This window comes from Bacillus mycoides (assembly GCF_001757995.1).
Classification (GTDB): domain Bacteria; phylum Bacillota; class Bacilli; order Bacillales; family Bacillaceae_G; genus Bacillus_A; species Bacillus_A mycoides_B.
On record NZ_LXLV01000027.1, the window covers coordinates 23,123 to 47,703 of the forward strand.

The 24,581-nt window shown below is 32.4% G+C and carries 18 protein-coding genes and 6 pseudogenes; 9 read left to right on the plus strand and 15 right to left on the minus strand.

The genetic code is table 11. The features are described 5' to 3' along the window. Positions 1-104 precede the first annotated feature (104 nt). From BWGOE10_RS11335 to BWGOE10_RS11345, 3 genes are read right to left on the minus strand one after another with little or no spacing between them, the layout of a single operon-like run. Positions 105-485, minus strand: a complete 381-nt coding sequence (locus tag BWGOE10_RS11335) for a DUF6262 family protein (protein ID WP_070142932.1) — start codon at positions 483-485, stop codon at positions 105-107. Continuing rightward, the gene (locus tag BWGOE10_RS11340; RefSeq protein ID WP_070142935.1) at positions 478-2,583 is read right to left on the minus strand and encodes a tyrosine-type recombinase/integrase; all 2,106 of its coding nucleotides are present in this window, start codon (positions 2,581-2,583) and stop codon (positions 478-480) included. The genes BWGOE10_RS11335 and BWGOE10_RS11340 overlap by 8 nt, the downstream gene beginning before the upstream one ends. A gap of 11 nt (positions 2,584-2,594) precedes the next feature. Next, the gene (locus BWGOE10_RS11345) at positions 2,595-3,713 is read right to left on the minus strand and encodes a tyrosine-type recombinase/integrase (RefSeq protein WP_070142937.1); all 1,119 of its coding nucleotides are present in this window, start codon (positions 3,711-3,713) and stop codon (positions 2,595-2,597) included. 233 nt (positions 3,714-3,946) lie between these two features. Between BWGOE10_RS11345 and BWGOE10_RS11350 the strand changes: the two genes are divergently transcribed. Together BWGOE10_RS11350 and BWGOE10_RS11355 are read left to right on the plus strand one after the other, a co-directional pair. Continuing rightward, positions 3,947-4,228 carry a YolD-like family protein gene (locus BWGOE10_RS11350; RefSeq protein ID WP_070142939.1) on the plus strand — a complete coding sequence of 94 codons (282 nt, stop codon included), beginning with the start codon at positions 3,947-3,949 and terminating at the stop codon, positions 4,226-4,228. Between the two features lie 50 nt (positions 4,229-4,278). Next, positions 4,279-4,653 carry a hypothetical protein gene (locus BWGOE10_RS11355; protein WP_070142941.1) on the plus strand — a complete coding sequence of 125 codons (375 nt, stop codon included), beginning with the start codon at positions 4,279-4,281 and terminating at the stop codon, positions 4,651-4,653. Positions 4,654-4,869: 216 nt separating this feature from the next. On the opposite strand, the pseudogene BWGOE10_RS11360 reads toward BWGOE10_RS11355, so the two are convergent. From BWGOE10_RS11360 to BWGOE10_RS29850, 3 genes and pseudogenes are all read right to left on the minus strand, one after another. Then, positions 4,870-5,715, minus strand: a pseudogene (locus BWGOE10_RS11360) (acetyltransferase); the annotation flags it as partial. 11 nt (positions 5,716-5,726) lie between these two features. After that, positions 5,727-6,428 (minus strand): YrrS family protein, encoded by a 702-nt coding sequence (locus BWGOE10_RS11365; RefSeq protein ID WP_070142943.1) that lies wholly within the window; start codon positions 6,426-6,428, stop codon positions 5,727-5,729. 237 nt (positions 6,429-6,665) lie between these two features. Beyond that, a pseudogene (locus BWGOE10_RS29850) lies at positions 6,666-7,008 on the minus strand (sodium:proton symporter). A 764-nt stretch (positions 7,009-7,772) separates the two neighbouring features. Between BWGOE10_RS29850 and BWGOE10_RS11370 the strand changes: the two are divergent. From BWGOE10_RS11370 to BWGOE10_RS11380, 3 genes and pseudogenes are all read left to right on the plus strand, one after another. After that, entirely contained in the window at positions 7,773-8,258 is a 486-nt protein-coding gene (locus BWGOE10_RS11370; RefSeq protein WP_070142944.1) for a hypothetical protein, read from the plus strand. Positions 8,259-8,290: 32 nt separating this feature from the next. Beyond that, a complete protein-coding gene (locus tag BWGOE10_RS11375) occupies positions 8,291-8,713 on the plus strand; it encodes a hypothetical protein (protein WP_236735966.1) in 423 nt (140 codons plus the stop codon). Between the two features lie 171 nt (positions 8,714-8,884). Further along, a pseudogene (locus BWGOE10_RS11380) lies at positions 8,885-9,112 on the plus strand (hypothetical protein). Between the two features lie 318 nt (positions 9,113-9,430). Here BWGOE10_RS11380 and BWGOE10_RS11385 read toward each other — a convergent pair. Beyond that, a complete protein-coding gene (locus BWGOE10_RS11385; RefSeq protein WP_000648339.1) occupies positions 9,431-9,709 on the minus strand; it encodes an AbrB/MazE/SpoVT family DNA-binding domain-containing protein in 279 nt (92 codons plus the stop codon). A 407-nt stretch (positions 9,710-10,116) separates the two neighbouring features. Continuing rightward, positions 10,117-10,284: pseudogene (locus tag BWGOE10_RS29855) on the minus strand (topoisomerase DNA-binding C4 zinc finger domain-containing protein); the annotation flags it as partial. Positions 10,285-10,351: 67 nt separating this feature from the next. Here BWGOE10_RS29855 and BWGOE10_RS11390 point away from each other — a divergent pair. After that, positions 10,352-10,925 (plus strand): annotated as a pseudogene (locus BWGOE10_RS11390) (tyrosine-type recombinase/integrase). A 253-nt stretch (positions 10,926-11,178) separates the two neighbouring features. Here the strand turns inward: BWGOE10_RS11390 and BWGOE10_RS11395 are convergent. Together BWGOE10_RS11395 and BWGOE10_RS11400 are read right to left on the minus strand one after the other, a co-directional pair. Beyond that, positions 11,179-12,210 (minus strand): hypothetical protein, encoded by a 1,032-nt coding sequence (locus BWGOE10_RS11395; protein ID WP_070142981.1) that lies wholly within the window; start codon positions 12,208-12,210, stop codon positions 11,179-11,181. A 233-nt stretch (positions 12,211-12,443) separates the two neighbouring features. After that, positions 12,444-12,683 (minus strand): hypothetical protein, encoded by a 240-nt coding sequence (locus BWGOE10_RS11400; protein WP_070142946.1) that lies wholly within the window; start codon positions 12,681-12,683, stop codon positions 12,444-12,446. Between the two features lie 1,192 nt (positions 12,684-13,875). Between BWGOE10_RS11400 and BWGOE10_RS11405 the strand changes: the two genes are divergently transcribed. The 3 genes from BWGOE10_RS11405 (at position 13,876) to BWGOE10_RS11415 (ending at position 17,198) form a co-directional block, all read left to right on the plus strand. Next, on the plus strand, positions 13,876-14,145 hold the full coding sequence (locus tag BWGOE10_RS11405) for a hypothetical protein (protein WP_070142948.1): 270 nt from the start codon (positions 13,876-13,878) through the stop codon (positions 14,143-14,145). 876 nt (positions 14,146-15,021) lie between these two features. Next, complete coding sequence (locus BWGOE10_RS11410) at positions 15,022-15,780, plus strand: DUF975 family protein (protein ID WP_070142950.1); 759 nt, start codon at positions 15,022-15,024, stop codon at positions 15,778-15,780. A gap of 401 nt (positions 15,781-16,181) precedes the next feature. Further along, positions 16,182-17,198 (plus strand): alpha/beta hydrolase, encoded by a 1,017-nt coding sequence (locus BWGOE10_RS11415; protein WP_081338125.1) that lies wholly within the window; start codon positions 16,182-16,184, stop codon positions 17,196-17,198. Positions 17,199-17,382: 184 nt separating this feature from the next. Here BWGOE10_RS11415 and BWGOE10_RS11420 read toward each other — a convergent pair whose 3' ends face one another. From BWGOE10_RS11420 to BWGOE10_RS11435, 5 genes and pseudogenes are all read right to left on the minus strand, one after another. Continuing rightward, entirely contained in the window at positions 17,383-18,207 is an 825-nt protein-coding gene (locus BWGOE10_RS11420; protein WP_070142953.1) for an alpha/beta fold hydrolase, read from the minus strand. A gap of 545 nt (positions 18,208-18,752) precedes the next feature. Beyond that, the gene (locus BWGOE10_RS11425; RefSeq protein ID WP_070142955.1) at positions 18,753-19,859 is read right to left on the minus strand and encodes a hypothetical protein; all 1,107 of its coding nucleotides are present in this window, start codon (positions 19,857-19,859) and stop codon (positions 18,753-18,755) included. Between the two features lie 596 nt (positions 19,860-20,455). Further along, complete coding sequence (locus tag BWGOE10_RS11430) at positions 20,456-20,953, minus strand: DM13 domain-containing protein (RefSeq protein ID WP_070142957.1); 498 nt, start codon at positions 20,951-20,953, stop codon at positions 20,456-20,458. Between the two features lie 76 nt (positions 20,954-21,029). Next, positions 21,030-21,179, minus strand: a pseudogene (locus tag BWGOE10_RS33370) (sensor histidine kinase); the annotation flags it as partial. Positions 21,180-21,335: 156 nt separating this feature from the next. Next, positions 21,336-23,741 carry a PAS domain S-box protein gene (locus BWGOE10_RS11435; RefSeq protein ID WP_070142959.1) on the minus strand — a complete coding sequence of 802 codons (2,406 nt, stop codon included), beginning with the start codon at positions 23,739-23,741 and terminating at the stop codon, positions 21,336-21,338. Positions 23,742-24,581 lie beyond the last annotated feature (840 nt).

Genomic DNA, 24,581 nt, shown 5'->3' on the forward strand with positions numbered 1-24,581 from the left:
TTAATATTTTGAGCATTAGCTCTAGTATATTAACGGTCTTTATTTATTCCCCAAAAATTTAAGTATGTGCGATAAATTCAATCTTTCTATGTGCTTATATTCATTTATATCTGTTTATATACGTCTGCATATGCCACTTTTAGTTGATTGCGTAATTGTTTGTTTTCTTCTTCAACTTTCTTAATTCTTCGCTTCAACGATTCAATAATTACATCTTTATTGCTGTCACTCATCTCACGTTTTATCTGTTTTGGTGTAGGGTTATGTTCTTGTTGATGGCGCAGAGTTTCAATACGCTTACGGAACTTCTGGTTGTTATATAGTGTCGCTTTAGCGATACCTGCCTCATTTGCTACGCTATTAAAATTGATATTCTGATTGGCTCGTATGAGCCTTTGGATTGCTTCATCAACTTTTTGGGAGGTGGCTGCTTTTCTGGATGCATGAATTGCTTTTAGCTGCTCTATACGATCATAACTAGCCATGTTTTACACCATACTTTCTTTTTATACGATCTTGCCGCCCAAAAATAATATTACCTTCTCTAATATTATTTAAGATGCCTTGATATCTGTTTAAATTTCGTACATGTTTCTCAACCATATCCTCACGATTATGCTGTTTAGCTATTTCTACAGCCCTCGTTGTTGTTTTTATGTGCAACTCATATTTTTCAATATCCAGCTCTGAAAATCCAATTGCCAAGTCTTTACAAGGACTACCACTATTACATGTCAAACAAGGCGGAGCTTCCATATGTGGGCAATCTCCTTTCAATCGTGCATGACATGTTCCGTAAGGGTTGTCCATTGCATTTAATTTATGCTCTTGCCAGAGTGCTTGCAATATATCATCAGGAATATCTTCACCTGCATTAATCTCTTGTACCTCACCGTTCAAATCAAAGCTGAAAACCCCTTGATTAATAACAGATTCGAACGCTTTCCGCTTAGTTTCATCCAATAGTTTTGCATACCGTAAAGTCATCTCAGGAGAAGCATGTGCTAATAATTCTTGTACCGTTAGAATATCTGTGCCTCCATTCAATAATTTCACAGCATATGTATGACGAAATTGATGAGTTTTAAAACGAAATATATTACCATCTTCATCTACAATATGTTTCTTTTTTGCTAGTTCATTCAAGTGACTTCGAATCCAACCTTGGGTATATGGTTTACCTTTTCTTATACCCTGATATCTCACAAAAATATATCCTTCTGGATTATTATCTTGCGTACTATTTTCTTTGGAATATGAAATTAAAACCGAAAGAATTTTTGCGAGATCCTCATCAATTGGAATTCGATGTCCTTTTACCTGTGTTTTTTCAATATCGGTTACAATGGAGTATTTACCATTCAATTGTACAAGGCAATCTGTTGTAAGTTCCAACACATCTGAAATACGAAGTCCTGTTTTAAAAGCCACCCATACCACTGGTATAATGTCTTCAGGTAGGTCGTTAAGGTGAGCAAATAATTGTTCCAGTACAAAATCAGGAATGTAATCAATTTGCCCAAAGGGCTTTTTTTTCACTCTAGGTTTGTCCCCTGGGAAAATTAATAATCGTACATCTGTATTTGGCGCAATGACATATTCGTATTTTTGAGCATCTCCCAAAAACTTATTTATACGTTTCAGCTCTTCTGATATATATCTTTCTAAAGGGTCAATCCCTTTATTTTTGGTGTCTTCATGCAACCATTGAATGTATTGTTCCATATGAGGTCTTTTGAGATCTTTCAAATCATTCCAAGTTGGTTCCAATGAAAATATGAAAGTGAAAAATTTGGTTAAAGCCCTTACGTAAATTCTTGCTGTAGCAAACGAAAGATCGTTTCGTCCCATTAAACGTTGCTTGATATACTTTTTTGTGCTCTCTCTTATTTTCAACGGCTCTATTTTAGTAAAGTTGAGGTAATGCGCAGTTAAACTTTTGCTGTAATATATCCCATATTTCGTGTGTAAAATCCGTACATCCCAACGGTCTTTCTCCCATTCATCACGAGAATCTGCTAACACCAAGAAGTTGGAATAAATGAGACGAAAATAAGTTGCTGCGGGGGATTTATGTGTATATTCTTCAAACATTATGGTCTTTGATGTCTTTGTTATAGGAATTCCTTGCTGTTTTAACCAAAACCACCATTCTCGTTCAGCCTTCTCCATATCTAAATCAAATAAAGAGAAAAGATGGGGATATTTTACGTTAAGAAAAATAGATAATTTGTTTAATAATGCGGCTTTTGCATTAAAACCACTGCTTAGTGCCCAATGTTCTTTAAATAATTTTTGATACCACACATATTTTATTTCAAGGTTAACAGTTGGACTATTTATTCGAAAATGCACATTTCGACGTTTTCCTTTGTAGTTATCCGCCATTTTCCGAAATTGAGGGATACTTTCTAAAAATTCGATGTTCCAACTGTCATTAATTAAAAAATAAGGTTCTTTCACATGGTTAGTAGTAACAGATCCATCAGGTTGAATTATTTTTTCCATATAACTAGAGAGTTCATATTTTAATCGTTCATGAAAATTGACTTCTCCTATATTTGTTTGCTGTTTTCGATTCATGTTTACCACCTTCAGCTTTTTTCGTCGATTTTGAATGCATCTTGCGCTTTTTCCCAATCCTTACGGATATCTTCCTCCGAAGGATGGAGATACAAATTCATTGTTGTTTGAATTTGGGCATGTCCTAATCTCTCTTGTACCTGTTTGATGTCTTTTGTCTCCTGATAGTATATAGTTGCATGGGTATGTCGTAGCAGATGAGGGTGAATGTTAATTTTTGTTTTCTTTCGCAAGCGTTTGAAGAGAGATTCTACATCACTATAATTCATAGGTCTACCCACATTTCTCCCACATAGCTTAACAAAGACAAAGTTTGTTTTAATATCCAGTTCATCAATAATTTCATATAGATAATCATCATACAAATCCATTAGGTGTTGCGATACAAATATCTCTCGTTCTCCTGTTTTGAGCTTTGCACCATTCTCCAATTCTCCTCGATCCATCAAGCGAATCCGATGTCCATTTCTGTGGTCAAATATAAAGTCTTCTAAGAATAGAGAGAGAGCTTCTCCAATACGTAACCCTGTTTCAAACAGAAGTTGAATAAGGAAAGCATCTTGTATATTTGTAGTAGCTGTGAAAGTTTGTTGTACTTGCTCTTTTGTGAGCACTTGAAGCTTTTTACGAGGCTCTTTTACTTTCAATACATTTCGGATAGAGGGCTTATTCTTATTGATATGATGTAGAAAACTCTTATATCGTGTTCTTCCTCCTGTATAAATCTGACGCATTAGTTTTTCATTCATGTCCTTAGCCAGTTCTTCGTTACGGTATAAATAATCATAAAAATTTGTAACGACAGTAACCGTTAAGTTTACTGTTTTTTCAGTCTTTTTAGATTTTACGGGTGAAAAAGACGTTACATTTAAACTGGTATATGGATGACGTAACCATCCAACAAAATCTGCTAGATCTTCTAATTTTATATCTTTGTAATCTTTTTCAGTTTCTCTTAAATATACAAAGTATTGTTTCAAAGCAAAACAGTATGTCTTTTGAGTATTCCTACTTTTCCCTGTGCTATCCAAATATTTGAGATATTTTACAACAGGAACAATCGGAATCCCCCTCTCATCTACTAACATGTATTTTTTACTTTCCTCTAGGATAACCTCTTGTACTCGCATAGAGCCCCTCCCATAGATTTCATACTAACCCTAATAATTAATTTTACACCATCACTCTTATAAAGGTTACTTTCTAACTATGAAGAAAAAATCTCTGTTACATTTTAAACATAATACACTAGATTATTTACCTACAGTTAATAATTATATAATGTGTAAAAAAAAGAATAATAGACTCATATATTAAACATAGTATTCGCTTTTCATTGTAGTATAGTTAACCATTCGCAGCAATGCCAGAACAGTTTGCTGGTATTCGTGAAATCATTAAGGAGAAAAACAAAGTAACTCGGCCGATCTTAACCGCTGAAGAAAAAGAACTGATTGAGAACATGTTGTTATGTTCCTTATTATCTGAAGAAAAAATACTAATTACATATTATGAAGATGGTTATTTGCTCTCTAACTATATGACTGTTGTTGGTATTGACCAGCAAAATAGTGCTGTCATATGTACCGATGCTTTTTATAATAAGATGACACTACGATTTTCTAATATAATAGACGTAAAATAGAATAGATTTAAGTGATTAGGTCTGAATTTTTATAAAGGAGTGTATAAAAAATGCAAGGGAATCAGATAAGAAAGAATACAGCAAGAGCAGTTATTCATAATGATATAAATAACTATCCCTATTTAAGTATACCTATGATTATCACTGAAAAAGATGGAATAATTTACGAGGTTTTAAGCGCTGGTTTTCATAATAATGATGCAGTAGCAATGATAACAACGGCCGGTTTCGCTACAACTAGGGCAAATACACCGATCATATCAATAAAAAACAATGATGGTAGCATTCAAGTATACCGCTTACCTTTAGAACTTGAATATTGGGTGCTTTCTTGTATGCTTGCTGCTTCAACAGGAAAAAATCCGTTCCCATGTAAAGTTGCTTTTGGAATCGTTGACACTAAATTTCATGTGGAATTCAAGTGAAAAAGGAGCAAATTAATTTGCTCCTTTTTATTTCTAAAGAGGTGATAATCGTCTTTATGGTGACCCTATCAGTCAAAGTTTCAATTGAAATAAGTAATATTTTAACTAACTCCTATTCTTTATCTTCTGGAACGGCTTCATTAAATTCATTTTCTTTTGTTAGAATTTCGTAAATACGGTTTGTAAATCTTTTCACCAGAATCGTTTCCGTACTCTCTATTGATTCACTGCTTTTGCTACAAGGGCAGCATATGCTTCTGCACCTGCTTTCGTTAAATGTACGCCATCTGGTTCAAAGTATGCCTGATTTCCGGCACTTGCTGCATACCAATCGACTAACACCACATTTTTGTAAGCTGATGCTGCTTCTTTTAACTTCTCATTCACCAACGATTCCCACGGACGTGGTACTCTCGTATTAATTAATATAATTTTACGTTCATCCCCAATCACTTTTATTAATGATACTAATTGCTCCTTAGTAAAGGCTCCATTTGTACCTAATCCAATAATGACATGATTTCCTAAATCCCCCTCATTCTTTAGCTGTTCCACAGCAGGGATTGCTTTGGACATTTGCCGCCCTATTTCCGCATCAATCCTAATATTAGGAAAAGTATTTTTTAAATACGGAGCAATATCAATCATAATTGAATCTCCTACAGCTGTAACTGTTAGAGGGTCTTTAGGCTGTGCAGGAATCGCTTCTTTTTGTTCTTCTTTATTTTGAGGTGGTTCATTAGCTGGTTTATCCCAAACTGCAACGGGATGTTTAGCCTGCTCTTCTTGCACTGCTTCCACCTTATCTTTTGGAGGATTCTCCTTTGCTTTACTAGCTGTTGTTAATCCAAAAGTAGCTATCGAAGAAATAAATACTGCACATATTAAAGCTAACTTACCACTTACAGTTAAGTTTCTTATTTTCAAGTTCTTAATCCGAATATTCTTCAATGCGCCTTTTCGTATTGGATTTTCAATAAACTTCCACGAAATTTGTGCAATAACTATAATTAGGAGAAATTGAAAAATTGCTCTTGTAATCGAAAACTCTCCAGCATTTACATTTCTCTTATTTATTTTACCACTTGAACAGATACTGGTTTCCAACCCTGATTCTCTACCCAATCAATATCAACCTTATATTTTTTATTACTTTGCTTATCTCGTACATTACCGTAAGCTTTATTATTACCACTATTCCCAATAAAATCAAAAATCAATTGACTCTCTGGAACATCAACAGCATATGAAATTGCTTTTTTCATCTCATTCCAATCTACTGTTCCTTCTTTAAATTTCATTGCAGGTTTTGCTCCTTGCTCTGTACCAATTGGCTTCCAAGAAGGATTAGTTTGAGAACCCTTTTCTTGAGATATCGTTTTTTCTCCCTCTTTATTTTCATTTTCGTTCGTTTTTACAGGTTCTTCTACTTTTTGTTTCTCTTCTAAATGTGCTGTTTCTTTATCTTCGTTTTTCTTTTCTTCTATCTTTGCCGCTTCTTTATCTTCGTTTTTCTTTTCTTCTATCTTTGCTGCTTCTTTATCTTCGTTTTTCTTTTCTTCTATCTTTGCTGCTTCTTTATCTTCGTTTTTCTTTTCTTCTATCTTTGTTGCTTTCTTTTCTTGAGCAATTGCTTTCTTTGATGTATCAGAAGTGAAAAACAACTGATATGTCACTATGCCAACTGTTACTAATACCACACTAAATGCGATATTAAATATCCCCTTATTACGACGATTTTGTTGTTTTGCTTGAAACCTGCTTCCTTGTCCCATTTTTCAAACCTCCGTGTTTATTTTCGCCACTAATCTTTACGTATTGTTCCTAAGAATCTTAATGTTTTTATTAAATAATAAAAATGAACTACACTTCCCATACAGAATTCCATATAAAAATAATAAAATTCATGCTTTTTCAAGTATCTGACATATGTTATTCAAAAATAGTTTAATAAATTAAAGATTGATAAGTTTCTGTACTTAAGTTTACTTTTTAACAATTAAGCCTCTTCTTCACCGATTTATAATTTTTAAAATCAAATACCCTCTTTAGTTTGCGCTTTCCAATGGATATGCCGTAAAATCAAAAGAGATTTTACCTCTTTTACCTTCTTTTCAGAATAGCTTTCGCCACTAGGGAATTCTATTATTCCTAATTTAACCTTTAATTCGCTTTCATGACAAAACGAATCTTTATGAAGTCCCCTTATCTTTTGTATAAAGCGCCTTTATTTTTTTCTATATAGAGCATTATTTCTTTTTTTATAACCTTCTTAAAAGCTTCTTCTCTACTGTAAAAGTCATTTAAACTATACAATCCATACCATTTAATATGTAATGTCTCTATTAATTCCACCTCGTTTTCCAGACAATACTATTATTTCTGAATATTTTATTTATTACGAATACACATTCCCGCTTACTTGAATTAAAAATTGCGCTTTTCTATAATACATTTTATCGTTAATAACTTCAATAATGAATATGTACATATGTAGCATTGAATGGATGCAAAAAAACATAGAAATTTAATCTTTCTACGTTTTTCCTAACTTCAGATTATTTTACTATTTAAAAATCTTCCTTCCATTTCACTTTGTAATCGAATTCAAAACCATTTTTTTGACAGATCCTTTTTTATGAACCAATATCACAACAGTACCACATTTACCTTAATTTGTTGATTAAACTAATTTTCTCTGATAGCTAAATAAGAAAAAAACGAAGTCACAGACAGATTTCAATTCATCATAAAAAAACGGTACGACTTTATTTCAAAACTACACTTATGACTATTTGGTTGAGTGATCGATACGTCAATATATCTTAAAAAGGAGCTCTCTTGATAAAGAGAGCTCCTTTTCTTATTTCTTCTTCTTTTCTGTCGGTTGGCTTTGTTTAGCGAAATTAGACGAATCATCGAAATTCGGTTGTTTTTTACCAGCATTATTACTTCTACCTTTTCCCATATGTAATGCACCTCCCCTCGTCCTTACTATTCCCAATAAAAAAATCCTCTTGCATCCAAGATAATTTTTTATTAGGCTCTTATTAATAATGTCCAAGTGGTGTATACCCATCTAAAAATCTAAAGAATCATATATATGGCTAAAACAAAAAATGGCTGAGGTTTTTAGGATAGAATTACAAATTGGTTTATTTTCAAAAACTGATGTAATTAATTGGGCTGATCAAACTATTGAAACACTAGATAGTCCTGCTAATGAAATTATTGACGTTTCTTTATCCAGTAATGATAAATTGGTCGATATTGCATCTAAATTAAAAAACATAAAGGGAAGATATGATGAAAAATTACCAGTGAAAATTATACTGGGACTTTTATATGAGAAATTTATTATAACTGGAGAAAATGCATTGAAAATAAAACCATTTATATTTAAATTAGTACATAATAATTGCTGTGAAGGGTTCTATAATGTAGATAAACAGCTGTATAATTTTAATGAGGAAATAAATTTAGCCGAAGATAATATATATGGGAATCTAGAAGATATTAGCCAAGAAATAAAAGAGTTTTTATCTATTTATAAAGATTTTAGTATGTATTTTCATTTACCTTATGGTGTGCTAAATGATGAATAAAAACAACAGGTCTCAAAGACTCTTAGAACTTCTTGAAGCAAATAGAAAAAAGTATAAACCTACTCGGTGCTTTATATGACGAATGCGTCTGCGTGTTAGGTGCGGAAGCTAAAGAATTATCTCCTGAAAGAGGATCAGAAATATACAAATTATTAAATGACTCATACCCTTTTGAATGGTGGGGACGAATCAATTGGAATATGGTTGCCCTTAAACATGCCATTGACTCCATGGATCAAATATCTCATCTTATCCCATTGGAAAGTAAAATCTATATCCTATGGAGTACTGGACCTGCTCCCATTCTCTATGCAAATTCAAACGATATATTACGTAATATTGACGATGTTACGGCGGTTGGTAGCGACACTTATCTTTTTTGTCCAAATAATTTTGTTATAGAATTTTACCATGAAGGTGAAATCATCATTGGTTTTGGAAAAGACCGTATTTAACGGCCAACATACAAAGAAAATTGAAGGAATTTTTTTGTTTCTAGATATATTGATGCTGATAATGATGTTTTATGTAAACTTAATATGAATACCTTATGCAATCAAAATACCTTTCATCATCTATATTCTTGATGTGGTACAATCTGGATATAAGGTAGAGGGAGATAGACAATGAAAGAAATCATTAAAGAGATTGTTTCCACAAGCAAAAGATACAAAGTTCAAGTTATCAAACGAAATGATGGTTTTTACACTACAGAAGTTTTTGCCTGGTTTGAGGATTACGGATATGAGTATTGAGCTCCTATTAAGCAGGGGTTATCGTTAATTGATACAGAAAAACATGCCATATCCATAGCAATGGAACACTTAAAAGTGTATTCAGGTGAGAGTAATTAGTGGGGATCAGCCGAGATTTATTTCATTTATCAAGGTTCACTTTAGTAAATAAAAAGGCCAGTTAGCCCTTATAATGGACTAACTAGCCTTTTTATTATTTTTTCCTTTTCACATATGTTTCTCATGCAATCTTCGTTCAGAGAATTCGATAAATTCTTCTAGCTTTTGTTTTTCTAAAACCGATACGAAAATATACACTAACTAAATTTTTACAAAAAGGAATGGAATTGATTCTATTTTTGGTAAATATTTTTATAAATATTACGATACACGAAATTACTATATTAATTTTAATAAAAGTCCCTTGAAAGGAGCCACTTATTTTACAAGGTACTGTTCTACTTCTTTTATTAATAGTTCTGCGCCTTCTGGACTTAATGTTATCTTACCGTTTGCTAATGATATGTTACGATTTGATACCTCTCCTGTTAATGCACAAACGCCACCGGGCTGATATTTCTGTAAAACAATGTCTTCACCTTCTACAAAGATCTCTAATGGTGATTTTTCTTTAATACCTAGCGTATTTCTAAGTTCCTTTGGAATTACCACACGCCCTAAATCATCTACTTTTCTAGTCACTCCGGTTGCTTTCATCTAGCATCTTTCCCCATTTCATTATCAATTGGACCCAAGTTATTCTCCACTATTATAACAAGCTTTCCCCATACATGAAAATTTAGTTACATTTACAAAAGAACAAGTGGAACAAATAGAAAATTATTGGCATGGAAATAGGCTGAAGAATCGAAATGAAGCAATTCGCCAGTTCGTAGAGAAAGAATTCAAGTCATAAATCATGAGTACCCTTTTCATCTTCCCTAAAAACACATGTAAAGCCTGTATCTATCTTTACATGCGTTTTTATTATGAATAAGACTATTGTATTAACTTCTTCATCAAAACGCAAAATAAACCGATTTGGAAAGCCGTTTTCAAATCAAACCTCATTTTTTTAACGCATTTTTACAAAAAAGGAAAAAGTGCTGGATTTTCATCAAAGCTCACGTATTGCTTGGCTCTGTATGTGTACATGTAGGATATTGAGAACAGCCCAAAAACTTATTCCCTTTTTTATTTGAATCTCTAACGACTAAATGATTTTTACATGCTGGGCATTTCCGTTCTGCAGGTTTTACCCCCTGATGATATACATCTCCGGCCGAATGCTCTGATATCCTCAAAACACAAAACAAAAGTATACATTGAAAACATTATAAATAAAGAGATCGAAAATCCATGAATAAAAAACCACATCTCATTGATGTCCAACCCATTCGAACAAAAGAACAAATTGAAGATATGAAATGGGCCCTAAAACACCACTGTTCAGAACGAGACTATATTCTATTTCTAATTGGAATCAATACAGGATTACGTGTCAGCGATTTACTCCAAATCGAAATACAAACTATATTAAAGTTAAAACGAAAATAGAGAAAAGAATTCAAGATCAAAGAGGGAAAAACAAAGAAAGAACGCATGATTAATCTTACTTCTATTTTTGATGAGATCTACTCATATGCTCAAACCCTAAAAAAACACCTGGTTATTCCCTCCCCGAGAAGGAGATCAACCCATTAGTAAGATCCAAGCTTATCGACAATTGCAAAAAGCCGGAAACTTTGCCGGTGTAGAATCTATTGGGACCCACACCATGCGCAAAACCTTCGGTTATTGATTCTATAAACAAACAAAAGATGTAGCCATGTTGCAAGAAATACTCAATCATAGTACACCACAAATTACACTTAAATATATTGGTATCAATAAAGAAGAAAAAGATAACATACTAGATATATTTTATATTTAATAAATCAACTAAAATTTCAAAAATATGATAATCTATCACTTACTATATCTAAATAAGGAGATGAAAATGACAATACAAAACATAATTTACAATACCTTATCTTTCTTAAATAAACATCGTACAAAAAAAATATATATTGAAATCCTATTTGAATATGTCAAATAGGAAAGCTTATATTCTATAGTTAACAAAAATAAACCAGATGCTTATCAGCATCTGGTTTATTTTTGTTAACTTAATGTCTATGCCTTTTTTATGCTGCAGGTTCTGTTGGAGTTGGTTGAACAGGAGTTACTTTCCCGCCATCCATTTCACCATTCATCATGAATTGATTCATAAATTCACCAATCATTTTTTGCAACTCATCCATTGGAACAATGTTCTTTTCAGAAGTATCGAATGTGAATTTGATTGGTTTATCGATAGATTTGATATCAGAATGAATATTCATATCAAATTTAAATGTTTCTTTTTCATCTTTAGGATTTTTTGCTTCGAAATGAATTGCTGCATCCTGTTTTTTAATTATTTTTCCATCCATTGTATAAATTAAAGAAACAGAAGATTTACCAAGGTTTGCACCTTCCAATTCTTTCTTAAAGTCTGCAATTTCTTGTTTTGTTCCAGTGAAGTTTTTCATTGTAGACATTTCATCAAATATCTTTTCAATCACTGCTTTTAAAGCTTTACCTGTTAATTTCACAGTATATACATCTTTTTCTTTTGTAAAGTTGTCTTCAGGAAGCGCTTTGATTGCATCTAATAACAATTTCTGTACTTTTCCTTGGATTTCCGTAGATTCTTTTATATCTACTTCTCCTAAATCTTTCATATCCATTTTGATAACTTTTCCTTCTAGAGTAGAAAAACTATCACCAGGAATGCCAGCTAATTGTAATAGTGATTTTACATTATTCGCTTTTACATATAAAGCCTTTTTCCCTTCATCCATAAGCATTGGAATCGATATATCCATTTTCATTGCATCTGTTTTAATATTTGCACCAATTGTTATTTCATCTTTTTTTGCATCTTTATCTGTTTTTGAATCAACTGTAATTGATATGTTTTTTAACATATCAATTGCCGCTTTATCTTCTGGTTTCATATCTTTCGCATTAGAATCGAGTTTAATAGAAATTGAACCGCTTGATTCCATTTGTTTTGCATTTAAAATGTTTTCTGTTGACGAAACAACTGTTTCTTTTGCAGATTTTCCACACGCAGATAAAGCGAAAAGACTTAAACTTGCTACAACCAATAATCCCTTTTTACCAAACTTCATAAAACCACCCCTTCCATACATTAATATATCTCTTCTATCTTAACAATCATATAGAAGAATTTAATGGTGTTTTTTTGCACCACCTACCGAAAAAACACCTTACGCCTGCAATTCACTAAAGACAAAATCATATCATAATCGTTAATTTCTAGTTTCAAAACGGTGCAATTTTTTATAAACAGTACGACTTAATTTCAAAGCTACATAAGGATTCTCAAAACTCACCATATATCTTATTTTTTTACATTAACACCCACTCTTATAGCCGTTTCCACTTGCTTATTAGTTACAACTAATTTTTGGAAGGGGTTATGTACGAGTATTGGTGTTAAGTCATATACTCCTGTTGCTTTTGTAATTGAAATCTTAGAATTAAGACTTACAATGGTTCTGGTGCAAATATATAATAAAGAACAAAAATAGCGATAAATCCCTAAGATGTAAATACGAGTTAATTTTCGAATTAAATCCAAATTTTCTCACCTAAAATTTTTCAAATACATTTTTGTTTAATTTTAATAGATTATTATTCATTCATCAATTTATATATAATGAAGAACAAATCACCCATTATGGGCGCTTAACTTTTCTATCGAAAACAAAGTCAACGTCATCATCTTCATTAATACTTTAAAGTTCACCATACTCATTTCAGTAAAATAGTTTCAAAGTCCTTCATTGTAATATAATGGTACCTTAAATGCATTTTTACTTTATTTGGATATGTACCATTACATGAAATTATGTATTATTTCGTCTAAAAAAATCTTTTCATGTCGATTCATGTAGATTAAACTTTAAATATAATGGTTTTATATTTTTGATTCCCCCTCCTCATAGGAGAAATAAAGGGTTGTTGTCATTTTCATAATAGTAAGCGCTTATAAAATATCCAATCATTTCGATATGTAATATTTCATAAAACATTGTAGGTTTATTTTTAAAAATATTCAGGGGAAATAGACAAAATTCAACAGAATAATTTATCAGACGGGGAGAAAATGATTGTATGTATCCAAAATTTATTGATAAAATGGCGTTTTCGAAAGCGCATAAGGAGTTATTAATTAAACTGTATAATAAAGAAATTACAAGAAGCGAGTATAATCAATTGGTAGATGTTTTTTATCGTCCACAACAAAAATAAATATGAAGTACGTGTTTATTGTTCTATGTCTTTTATAATAACAAAGTTCGTTTATATCATTTTTTGGCAAGCTTTTTTGCTAGGTTGATGGGCATATGGCCGTATTCCTTCTTCAATATGTTATCTCAAACTTTTTGACACATTGTTTTTCATAGAAATCACACCATATCAAAAGGTGTACCCTTTGATACGAAAATAATTTACATGAAATTATTGTAATTTTATTTAAATTATTTAAAATATAACATTTACATATTAATGATAATCAATTAATTTTAAAGGATCCACAATGGTGATATTCAGTCTTTGTACAATTGGATTATGAAGTAATGTAGTGAAAATAATGAATGGCACAGCAAAAATATATAACTATGTATTATTTGTATTTATCTTACCGGCAATAATTTATTATTTATAAGCTTCTTATCAAGAAGGAAAAAACACTAGCTTAATGACAGTGTTTTTTCCTTTATAATCTATGGAGCAATATATTTTATTTAAACAAAAAAGAGGCTATTATGATTAAAAAAAAGAGAATAGGCACAATTATATCGATTTTAATACCGGTTTTATTGATTTTATCTATTGTTAATGTTGCATACAAAATTATTTTAACTGAATTTTTTGGAGTCTCTATACTTTTACCAGTATTTCTTTGTCCAATTGGATTTATCCTAGCTATTTTTTCTTATCAAATAGATAAAAATATTGGAGCGAAAATCGGGATAATATTAAATGTGGTAGTATTCTTGATTCCTTTTATTTGGGTGATCGGAAAAATTATGTAGTTGAAATGTAAGCCGGACATATCTCCTATATCACTAAATCTATGAAGAAATAAAAAAGGAAGAGAATTTTTATAATTCTCTTCCTTTTTTATTTACGAGAAATTTCGTTTTCAATTGTTGTTTAGTATTTCGAAAAATGCTGTAGAATTTTTCTCTTTCATTATAACAGTATAAAAGTTGGTTTTAAGATGCAATATTGCATATAGAAATGTATTGATATCAATATAAACGCTTACCATTATGAAAGCATAAAGTTGCATCACATCTTAACACATAAGCAGAGGAGGAAATAATATGGAAATGGAAATCGCAATGGTAATTTTAAAATTTGTAACAGAACCTTTAAAAGCAGGAATATAAGTTCATTATTACACAATTATTAGGAATAACTTTTCATACAAATGATCCGTATATCAAAGATGAATTGCTGTGCAGATCATTTGTGTGAGCAAACTTTAAACAAGAAAAAGAATTCCAGAATCTTAAGGAATTCTTTTTTTATGCGTAATTATAAATTTAATATTTTTTACAAATGATCTTAATTTTATTAACTAAACAAAAAAAACATACTACGTATGCCTTATTGTTTAGTTCAATATTGTTTGAACAGTAAGTAACCTTTCTCTTAACTATTTTAAAAAAAATAGCATGACTTAATCATTTTCATTAAGAGGTACAGCCACATATCAATTAACTTAAGATATATCTTTATATAAAGGTAACGTTTTTTAAGTAGTTTTTCATTACCTTTTACGGATATTTTAAATTAAATTCCACAGATGTAGATAATGTTATTTTTTCTAAAAAATGTTATCATTCTATTTGTCATAAAAAACTCACATTTAATGTGATAAAAAATTGAGGGGTTGGACTAACATGATCAGTGACTTAAAAAAAGAAGCCTTATCTTCAATAAGGGGCAATTGGGGATTAGGAGTAGGAGTAACGCTTCTTTATTATGGAATTCCTGCAATTGGTATGTTTATAATTGGATGTTTAATATTTATGCTGTTTAGCTTAATTATTGGAATGATAGATCCCGATAGTTTTGTAGAGTACTCGGTAACAGGAGAAGCAATAGCTGACTCATCAGCCGTCTTTTTTCTAGGACTTGCTACTGTAATTATGTGGGCTATTATATTTATTATTTATATTGCTACACAAAGCATTATGGGTTACGGCTATAATAATTTCACTTTGCGTTTAGCAAAAAAAGAATCTACTACAATTAGTGATTTATTTGAAGGATTTAAGAAAAATAATTTATTTAGATCTTTGAAGTTAGGTATCTTGCAGACTATACTTATCCTTTTGTGGAGTTTATTATTAATTGTTCCAGGTATTATAAAATTTTTCTCTTATTCTATGGCGTACTATATTTTAATAGAAAATCCAGAATATACAGCAAGTGAAGCGATTAAAAAAAGTAAAGAAATGATGCAAGGACATAAATTAGATTTATTCATAACATGGTTGAGTTTTATCGGATGGTTTATTTTAGGTTCTTTGGTAGGAATATTTACACTAAATATCCCATACCTTTGGATTAATCCATATTACACTACAACAATATCGCACTTCTACTTAAATTTATCTAAAAGGGAAAATAATATGGAAGAACTAAGAGTTAACTAGAAGCATCTGTTAGTTTGAATTAATTTAGAATTAATAATAGCTTACATATCTTCTCTAATGGAGTAGCACCACATATCCATCAACTTAAGCATTTTGGTTATTCTTAAAGTTAAAGGCAAGTTAATGTTCTCTTATATTAATAAGAATATTAACTTGCTTTTTAGATTTCAGTATAAATTATTTATGGTTTTATTGTATTGTTAGCTTTATAATATCCAAATTTATCACCTAGTTTTATAATTCAAGCACCTATTAATAGGAAAAAAGAATATTTTATACATTGGTTTTCTTCTAGAAATCCATTTAGACTAGTCATGATGAATAATCCTTTTAGTATTTTGTAATTAATTTACAGAATAAATAAAACATGAATTTTGCCCATGTTTTAAACCATATGTATGTTGGAGGAAGCTAATTTGATTTTTTCAAAACTCATTGATCGATACGCCTTGTATGATTTGCATAAAAAAAGAAGTGCAGAGTTTCAGTATGCTTCTCTTTCTAACACCTCACTAAGTGTAAAGGACATAGATTCCTTTTATAAAGTAACACCATATGACATTCATTTTGACATGAAGCATTCACAACAGGAAAAGGAATACTTAGTTGGACACTTCAAATATAAAAGTTCAGTTCAATCTGGTGATTCACGCAACGACTCTGTAACTGGAGAAGTATACTTACATAAAAATGAAGATACACCTCATGTCATCTTTGTTCATGGTTGGCGAATGGATTCTAACGAACGTGTAAAAAAAACATTTCACGACCATATGAACAGCTTGAGCTGGAATATGTATTATTTCACTCTACCCTATCATTTTGAAAGAGAACCTGAACAATCCCTTTTCAGTGGAGAATACATGGTAAGTGCCCATATTGAACGAACTGTACAAGCAACTAGACAAGCGGTAGCTGATTTACGAACTTTGATCAAATGGATTAAAGCAAATAAAAAAGGTCCCCTGATTCTAATAGGAATCAGTTTAGGTGGGTTTATTACTAACCTAACAGCTCTTGTTGAACCAGAGATTGATGTATTAGCATCCATTTTCTACGCGAATCGACTTTCTTATTCTATTTGGAAGACAAATCCAGGTAAGTTTATTAAAGAAGACTTGGAACACCATGGTGTAACTTATGATGATTTAATAGATTATTGGAAAATCACTGAACCGAGTCAAGCATTACCAAAAGTAAAAAAAGAAAATATTTTATTAATTTCAGGTAAGCACGATCTATACGTACATTCTGAGGACACGGACTACTTGTGGAAATCCTGGGAAAGACCTACGCGATATATTTATACATGCGGACATGCTGGGATTGTTCTTAAACGTAAAAAAATTGCGACTGATACTATCAATTTTATTCAGAATCGATTGAACTACTCCCACTTACCTGCAAATTCACCCTAAAGTGGGAGATGAATAAGTACAGATTTTATCGGACTCTCTTTCATTATACTATCCCCATAATTCCTACGTTTAAGAGACGATTAGCTTCGACTCTTAGGTTTAGTTCAGTGTTAATATCTTTGTCTTGATATTTACTCCAAGAAGGAAAATCCCACACCAAATGATGTTATTTAAGGCATTCATGTTAAGTATTTTCGGCCTTCAAAATATTGTGTAGTTTTTCAGCAAACTCTTGATGAAGCTCTGAATTGTAGGCCCCATGATGCCCAGGAAACTCCACAAACTTTGTTCCCAATAGTTCTGTTAGTACGGCCGAACACCGGTAAGCAAAAAATTCTCGTGAGGCACTTCCGCCAGCTGGAAGCACTTGCATAGGTGAAGATTTTAATCTAGCCTTCAATGCATCAATGGCTAGCGAATAGTTTATTATCCCCGGAATTTCATGCTCAACAAAGTACGTTGAATTACTTAAAAGACGCTCTGTTTTCCCATCCTTCGAGTGGCCACAATTGTTAGTATCCACTTCTGAAATTGATAGTAACTTTACAACCTCATTTCGATGATTCTCCTTAAGATATTCCAAGAATTGTTTTGCCTGTACAAGCTCATTGTCATATAAAAGTTGCAATAAAACCGGTTCGTGTGGGATAATCATCCGAATCTGTCCCGGATGTCGTATGCATAAATCAAGTCCGATGACAGCACCAGAGCTACTTCCAAATACGTACGCTGGTTCATCGGTCAGTTTAGCTAGTAGGCGGTGAGCATCATCACTGTGTGTCTCTACTTGATAATCCTCAGTTCGATTAGCGAGATTGCTACGAGAATGGCCACGTCGATCGTAAGTAACAACAGTATACCGGTCAGCAAGATGATTGGCGACATTATGAAACTTATCAGCATCACCACCTCCACCATGGATTAAAAGAAGGAGTGGACCTGCACCTCGTACCTCATAATAGATGTTTGCTCCAGGTACTTGCAATGTTCCATTTTTTACTACGCTCATTTGTAGATCTTCCTTTCTTCTGTCATCTCCCTTAACCTTACACGATTGGCGAATGGTATAAAATATAAGGATTAACTATGAAACAAACTCGCCATATGAAAAGGCGTTACTCATCATTTCACCAGTGGCTCCTTTTTATTGACATAAATTATTGTAGTTTAAAGATTAACCCTCCTTATGCAATATTACATATAAAAATCTTTATTGGGTCTGTTATAATTTTAAGAGTAAATTATTCATCCATTAATTTACTCTATCCATATCTATAGTTATGGAAACCCTAATTACATATAAAAAAAGAGAAGAACATTGGTGAGTTCTTCTCTTTTTTTATTTACTTAAGATTACAATTCACAGTACTTATTGCAATTGCTTTAAGCTGACTTTTAAATTATAAATTCTGATTTTCATACTTCCTCACGAGCCGATAAAAGGAAAAGAGTATCTGTTCCTTCAAAATTAAGTTATAAAAGAATTTTATTTTCCTGTAACACATTATTTATCCTGCTATTCGCGGGCAGTACGCTTCCGCACTAAATAAATTTTCACTTTATAGCCTGTTTGCAATATTTACACATACCACGCCTCCGATAATAGTAAGCAATCGTAGCACCAAACAGAGCCACTCCCCAAATTGGCCATAATAACTCTGGACCTTCCAATGCCCATCCTCTATGATCTAGGCCCCCTTTATTAATAAACCCCCGGATGTACATCAAACCCGCTGAAGTAACCATTATAGAAACCAGTGAAGCAGGAATAATCGCTAATGAAAGAGGTACACGCCTACCAGCAATAAACGGAAACCAACGCGGGAAAATTTCTCCCCAGGGTTGAATAAGTCCCAGCGTAAGAATTGCCCCTCCGAGAGCTACAGTAGCTAAGGACGCGCCCATTAACCAAATTCCAGGTGAATCACGCTCAAAAGAATCAAGTAATTCTTTGGTAGTTCCCAGTGAAATGCCTAGAGCCCAACACCATCTTGTTATGGAATAACAGATAGGAATTATTATGGCAACGTAAGTGCACCATTTCCCCCAAGATGTTGCTGAGGATTGTGATGTCCATATTGAGTGATTACTATTTCGACCACAATACGAACAAGCATTTCGTGTTTGACGTTGATAGACTAAGGCAGTCGCACTCCATAGAAAAGCTCCTAGCATACTAATATATTGATTTACAATCGTCCAGTACATCATCTGTTCAAAAAATTTAACTCCATGCGGAAAATCAAATGGTGCTCCAATCAAAAAGATAAATCCATATGCTGCAGACGCCAAAACACGGTAGTCAATAACTGCAAATAATAAAATCGCTACTAACATATACACAAATATGAGTAATACGATTCGTAACAGGCCCTTGCCCCAGCCACGAATCATCATGATAGCTACAATGACCCCCAAAAATCCAAAGCCAACCATTATAGGTGCACCAGTCTCAGGCCTCAAACCAGCTAGCATTGAGTATTCAGATTGTGGATCCCCTATTCCAAATGGAAACCCCTTTCCTCCCAACGCCCAATACTGACCTAATATCAAGTACATCAACGACCAAACAACCGCCGTATACCCAATCCATTTGGGCCATAATGATAACCATCTAAAAGTATGAATTCCGGTTTCGCTTTTTTTCTCAGTATTTGACATCTTGAATGAACAACTCCTTTTATTAAAAAGTAATAATGCTAAAACCTTCTACAATATTTACACTGTCCTCGCCTTCTTTGATAGTAAGCGATAGTCGCTAGCCCAAATGCTATTCCCCATGGAAGCCAAAATAGTGAAGCCCCTAATTCTCCCCATTTTTGGATAAGTGCCAATGTCAGAATGGCACCGCATATAGGTAATTCACTGATACCAATTTGATAGCAAAAAATCCCGCTTTTCATTCCTATCTTTCAATGTACCTTGTGAATAGTGATCATTCGGCCGTCGTATATGATTTAATTAAAAAAACCATATTCTTCAACTCCCCAGTGTATATTGATGAATAAGTTCATATTATGATAAGAAAATTAATTTGAAACGGACCTCCAGAACTGTTTATAAACAGTTCTGGAGGTCCGTTTAGAAAAGAAATTCCATAATTACAGTTGTAAGGTAACAAACTGGAAATATTGAGCAATAAAAATACCAATTCCGCATAATGGAATTGGTATGAAAAATCTTCTAATCTATATTAATTACCTTCTTTCTCTATAGAATTATACTTGTGTTACACAAACTCACTTTTATGTTCATATTTATTTTTTAAAATAAACAGCACCAAAATTTTCATTAAATCTCTTACACCAAATCGAAACTGAACCATATACACTTACATCTACCCCTTCAGGAATTTCGTAGTTTTGGTCTCCTTTATTTCCCTTTAATTTTCCCAATTCAATATACTGATAGTTTTTCACGTCTTCATTATTTTTCAAACGATTCGTAGGAACTAATACAACTCGCACATCTGGCCCATTAGATGTTGCAAAATTAGAAAGTCTTAAAACACGTTTTCCATCTGCTAATTGATGAATTTTTGCCGTTCCAGTTGTTTCATGGACACCGTTTTGAAACTGTCCTTTACTTATTACTCGATCACTTTGTTGCTTTGCTTCAGTTGATTGTACCTCCGTTTGTGGCAATGCTTCATTCACGTGCTTATCAATAAATAATTTCTCTGGTCGGAACAATGACCATAAAATCCCCATTACAATTATCAAACCACCTATAAACCATACATATTTTCTTTTCATAAAGTAAAAAACCTCCTGTAACATACTGTGTAGTAGTATGTTAGCAAGAAGGTCTTTCACTTTTATAACATAAATGTTACAAAAGTCTTTCAGCCGTCTTATTTTTTTCTGATACGATGGGAAGCGTAATCCAAAATTCACTTCCCTGCTTGCCGTCTGCGCGATCCCTCACAACACGTTCTTCCTTGTGCATTTCAATCAATAATTCTGCAATATCTAATCCAAGTTCAGGAGATTACTTGCAAGAGTCTTAGAATTTTTGTATCAAAACTATGAACAGTATAGTAGGAGCTATTCAGGAAACTAAAAAAGAGCAGTTATTGACATGCCCACCCCTAAAGGGGGTGGGCTTTCCCGTTCGGAAAATCTGTAAAGAAAGGTATTACTTTTGAATTGTACAAATAGGGAGAGTAACTTCAACTGTTGTTCCTTTATTTACTTCACTCTCAATAAATATCTTTCCTTGATGTGTTTCGATAATTTTATAACAGACCATTAATCCTAAGCCAATCCCCTCTTCCTTAATACTGTAAAAAGGTTCTCCTAGATATGGTATACGTTCTTTTGGAATCCCACACCCTTGATCTATAAAGCGAATGCTTATTTGATCATTATCAAGTTTATCAATTTGAATCAAAATTTCTCCTCCCGTTTGCATGGATTCAATTGCATTTTTTAAAATATTAACAAATACTTGTTTTAATTGATTTCCCTCACATGGAATCAATGGAATACCAGGTGTAAAATCGATTCTAATTTGTATATTATTCATCATTGCTTGAGGTTGCAGTAGCATTAAAACTTGATCCATTAGCACACTAATATCATTAGGTTGTATCTTTACCACCTGTGGTTTAGCTACCGTCATAAATTCATTTGTAATACTTTCTATACGCTCAATCTCTGATGATACTATATTTATATAACCCTGATTATTCTCATTTTCCGTTGATTTTAGTAATTGCATAAACCCTTTCATTGCGGTTAATGGATTATTAATTTCATGAGCCATTGCAGTCGCTAATTGTCCTACAACAGCAAGTTTTTCAGATTTTCGTAGTAATTCTTCTGTTTTTAGCCGTTCAGTGATATCACGAGAAATACTTAGGAAAACTTCTTTACCATTTAAGTTAAAAACACGGACACTAAACTCAGTTGTTATTATTTTTCCTGTTGGAAAAACATATTCATCTTGCAAAGTGAAGGAAGTTTGTCCCTCTCTAATTTTTTCTAACAACCTTACGATCATTGGAGAATCTTGTGGTACTGCACTTGGAAATGGTAACGAGAGCAGTTCTTCTCTACTATATCCAAACCTTTTACAACCAACAGGGTTTACCTCAATAAATCGACTTGGAACACGATCCTCATTCAGCTCTACTACATATACTGCGTCAGTTGCTTGTTCGATTAGTGCACGGTACTTCATTTCACTATCTCTTAATTGTTGGTGTAATCGATGCCGTTCTCTTTCTGCTTGTTTTCTTTCAGAGATGTCTCTACATATCGCTGATAAAGCTATCACATTTCCTCTTACATCTAGTATAGGAGAAACCGTCAGACTGACATCAAGAAGACTTCCATCGTTACGTTGTCTAACAGTTTCTAATCTAGTAACTATGGATTCTCTTGTTAGAATTTTCTGAATATTACTGAGTGATTCATCCATTAAGAAACCTGGTACACACGGTAATCTCTTACCTATAATTTCTTGTGATGACCACCCAAATATATTTTCATAAGCTTTATTGGCTTGTAAAATATGCCCTTCTCGATCAGATATGGTAATAGCATCTACATTATGCTTGATAAATGATTCCAGTAATTCTTTGGTAGATCTTAATTCTGATTCTACCTTTTTCCTTTCGGTTATATCGACTGTAGAACCAACAACTTCAATAACTTGTCCATTTCGTTTAATCGGCCTAAGCGCAATAAGAATAATAGTTTTATCATTCGGCCAGGGTAATTCAAATGTAATTTCTTTCCCTTCCCACGCCTGAAGATAATACTTCATTAATTGTGGAACTAAATGGGGAGGAATAATAGAAGCATCAATAGTACGTAAGCTTTTTCCTACCACCCGTTCAGAATAAATTCCGTTTTGATAATAAAACTGGCCATCACACAAAGTATGTATAAAATATTTATCCACTTTTTTAAATTTAAAGATACCCCCTTGAAGCTCATGTACGGTATCTTTGAGTTCTTGCTTCGACTTTTTTAATTTTTGATTCATTTTAGATAAGTCCTGTGTTAAGTAATATAATCTTTGGTAAGCTTCCATAAGAAAAATACCGATTAAAAGTCCTAAAGCTATAAATACTAAGCCTGGAGTGTAAAGCACTGTAGTTATAAAGAATACACCTACTAACCACTTCATACCCACAAAAACAGAAAAGTATAGAGGTGCACTTTTAAATGGATGAAGGCTTTTGAAATATTTTTTAAAAATAGTAAATAGAATACCCATACCGAAATAGGCCATCACAGGTGGTTCCCAATACCCACCAATGTAAAAGATGCGCATTATAATAATGCTAATTAATGTAATCCAACCAGCAATGCGACCAAAGTAAATAAAAGATAAAATAAGAGGAACAACTCGAAGATCATAGGAAAATCCCATGTACGGAAAAGAAAAGAACATCAAAGTAACGGCGATAATCCCTCCATAGAATTTTTCAAAATATCGCCTGGAATGAATCGTAAACACTTGAATAAATATTGCTGCGCTAACTAATAAAGAAAAAATAGATAGATTAATGAAATAGTCTTTAATAATCATGTAATGTCCCTCCTTGCATTAAGTGTATTCGACAAAAAAGCAAAAATTCCTACAAAAAATATAAACGGTTCAGGTGCAAAAAATTCAAAATACATGTAAGTAATCTCTAAATCTTGGACATACTGATACTGTTACTCTAAAAAGAAGCGCAATCGGCATAAATATTGAAGAATATGTACTTCTTACAAAGATATTCTTCCTGAAGGATGTCGACACGAGATTAACATTTCGCGAAAAAGTATCAAAATGCAAACCCAAACTGAGATTAACATATCAACAGACATTAACATGTTAACCTCCGAAAGAATAAAAATGTTAACTTTATGTCAACCCCTCTTGATAATAAGGATAATAAGAAACTAATACTACATGGATAAACCATAGGTTTATTAGAACAAGAATTGAAATATAAAATTTATAGAGGTTAAAAACATCAATAAATACAATGATTCCCTATTAAAATATAAAGAATGTTTCTCTATATTTTAATAAAGTATTTCGAACAAAAGGTTAATAGAATATATAAAATGTAAAGCAAAATTTCATCCATTGTATCGGACAATATTTAATAAAGTAATATAATTAGCATAAATAGTTTTTTTGTAACATGTAACTTAGAGATTCCCAACCCACTATTAGATATACAATTAAAGATTTAATACTTCTTACAAAAATATTCTTCTCGCAGAGTATTGATATAAGATTGACATTTCGTGAAGCCGGATCGAAATACATAACAGGAATGAGATTGACATATCAACAGTCATTAACATGTTAGCTAACAAAAAATAAGAATGTTAATCTCATGTTGACTATACTTAGTAGTAATGAAAACAAGAC

Bases quoted from the DNA above. Each gene is read 5' to 3' on its own strand.
- BWGOE10_RS11425 (WP_070142955.1), bottom strand. From the start codon at position 19,859: ATGTCAAATACTGAGAAAAAAAGCGAAACCGGAATTCATACTTTTAGA.
- BWGOE10_RS11340 (WP_070142935.1), bottom strand. From the start codon at position 2,583: ATGAATCGAAAACAGCAAACAAATATAGGAGAAGTCAATTTTCATGAA.
- BWGOE10_RS11405 (WP_070142948.1), top strand. From the start codon at position 13,876: ATGATTAAAAAAAAGAGAATAGGCACAATTATATCGATTTTAATACCG.
- BWGOE10_RS11370 (WP_070142944.1), top strand. From the start codon at position 7,773: ATGGCTGAGGTTTTTAGGATAGAATTACAAATTGGTTTATTTTCAAAA.
- BWGOE10_RS11435 (WP_070142959.1), bottom strand. From the start codon at position 23,741: ATGATTATTAAAGACTATTTCATTAATCTATCTATTTTTTCTTTATTA.
- BWGOE10_RS11355 (WP_070142941.1), top strand. From the start codon at position 4,279: ATGCAAGGGAATCAGATAAGAAAGAATACAGCAAGAGCAGTTATTCAT.
- BWGOE10_RS11430 (WP_070142957.1), bottom strand. From the start codon at position 20,953: ATGAAAAGAAAATATGTATGGTTTATAGGTGGTTTGATAATTGTAATG.
- BWGOE10_RS11420 (WP_070142953.1), bottom strand. From the start codon at position 18,207: ATGAGCGTAGTAAAAAATGGAACATTGCAAGTACCTGGAGCAAACATC.
- BWGOE10_RS11365 (WP_070142943.1), bottom strand. From the start codon at position 6,428: ATGGGACAAGGAAGCAGGTTTCAAGCAAAACAACAAAATCGTCGTAAT.
- BWGOE10_RS11410 (WP_070142950.1), top strand. From the start codon at position 15,022: ATGATCAGTGACTTAAAAAAAGAAGCCTTATCTTCAATAAGGGGCAAT.
- BWGOE10_RS11395 (WP_070142981.1), bottom strand. From the start codon at position 12,210: ATGAAGTTTGGTAAAAAGGGATTATTGGTTGTAGCAAGTTTAAGTCTT.
- BWGOE10_RS11385 (WP_000648339.1), bottom strand. From the start codon at position 9,709: ATGAAAGCAACCGGAGTGACTAGAAAAGTAGATGATTTAGGGCGTGTG.
- BWGOE10_RS11350 (WP_070142939.1), top strand. From the start codon at position 3,947: ATGCCAGAACAGTTTGCTGGTATTCGTGAAATCATTAAGGAGAAAAAC.
- BWGOE10_RS11345 (WP_070142937.1), bottom strand. From the start codon at position 3,713: ATGCGAGTACAAGAGGTTATCCTAGAGGAAAGTAAAAAATACATGTTA.
- BWGOE10_RS11335 (WP_070142932.1), bottom strand. From the start codon at position 485: ATGGCTAGTTATGATCGTATAGAGCAGCTAAAAGCAATTCATGCATCC.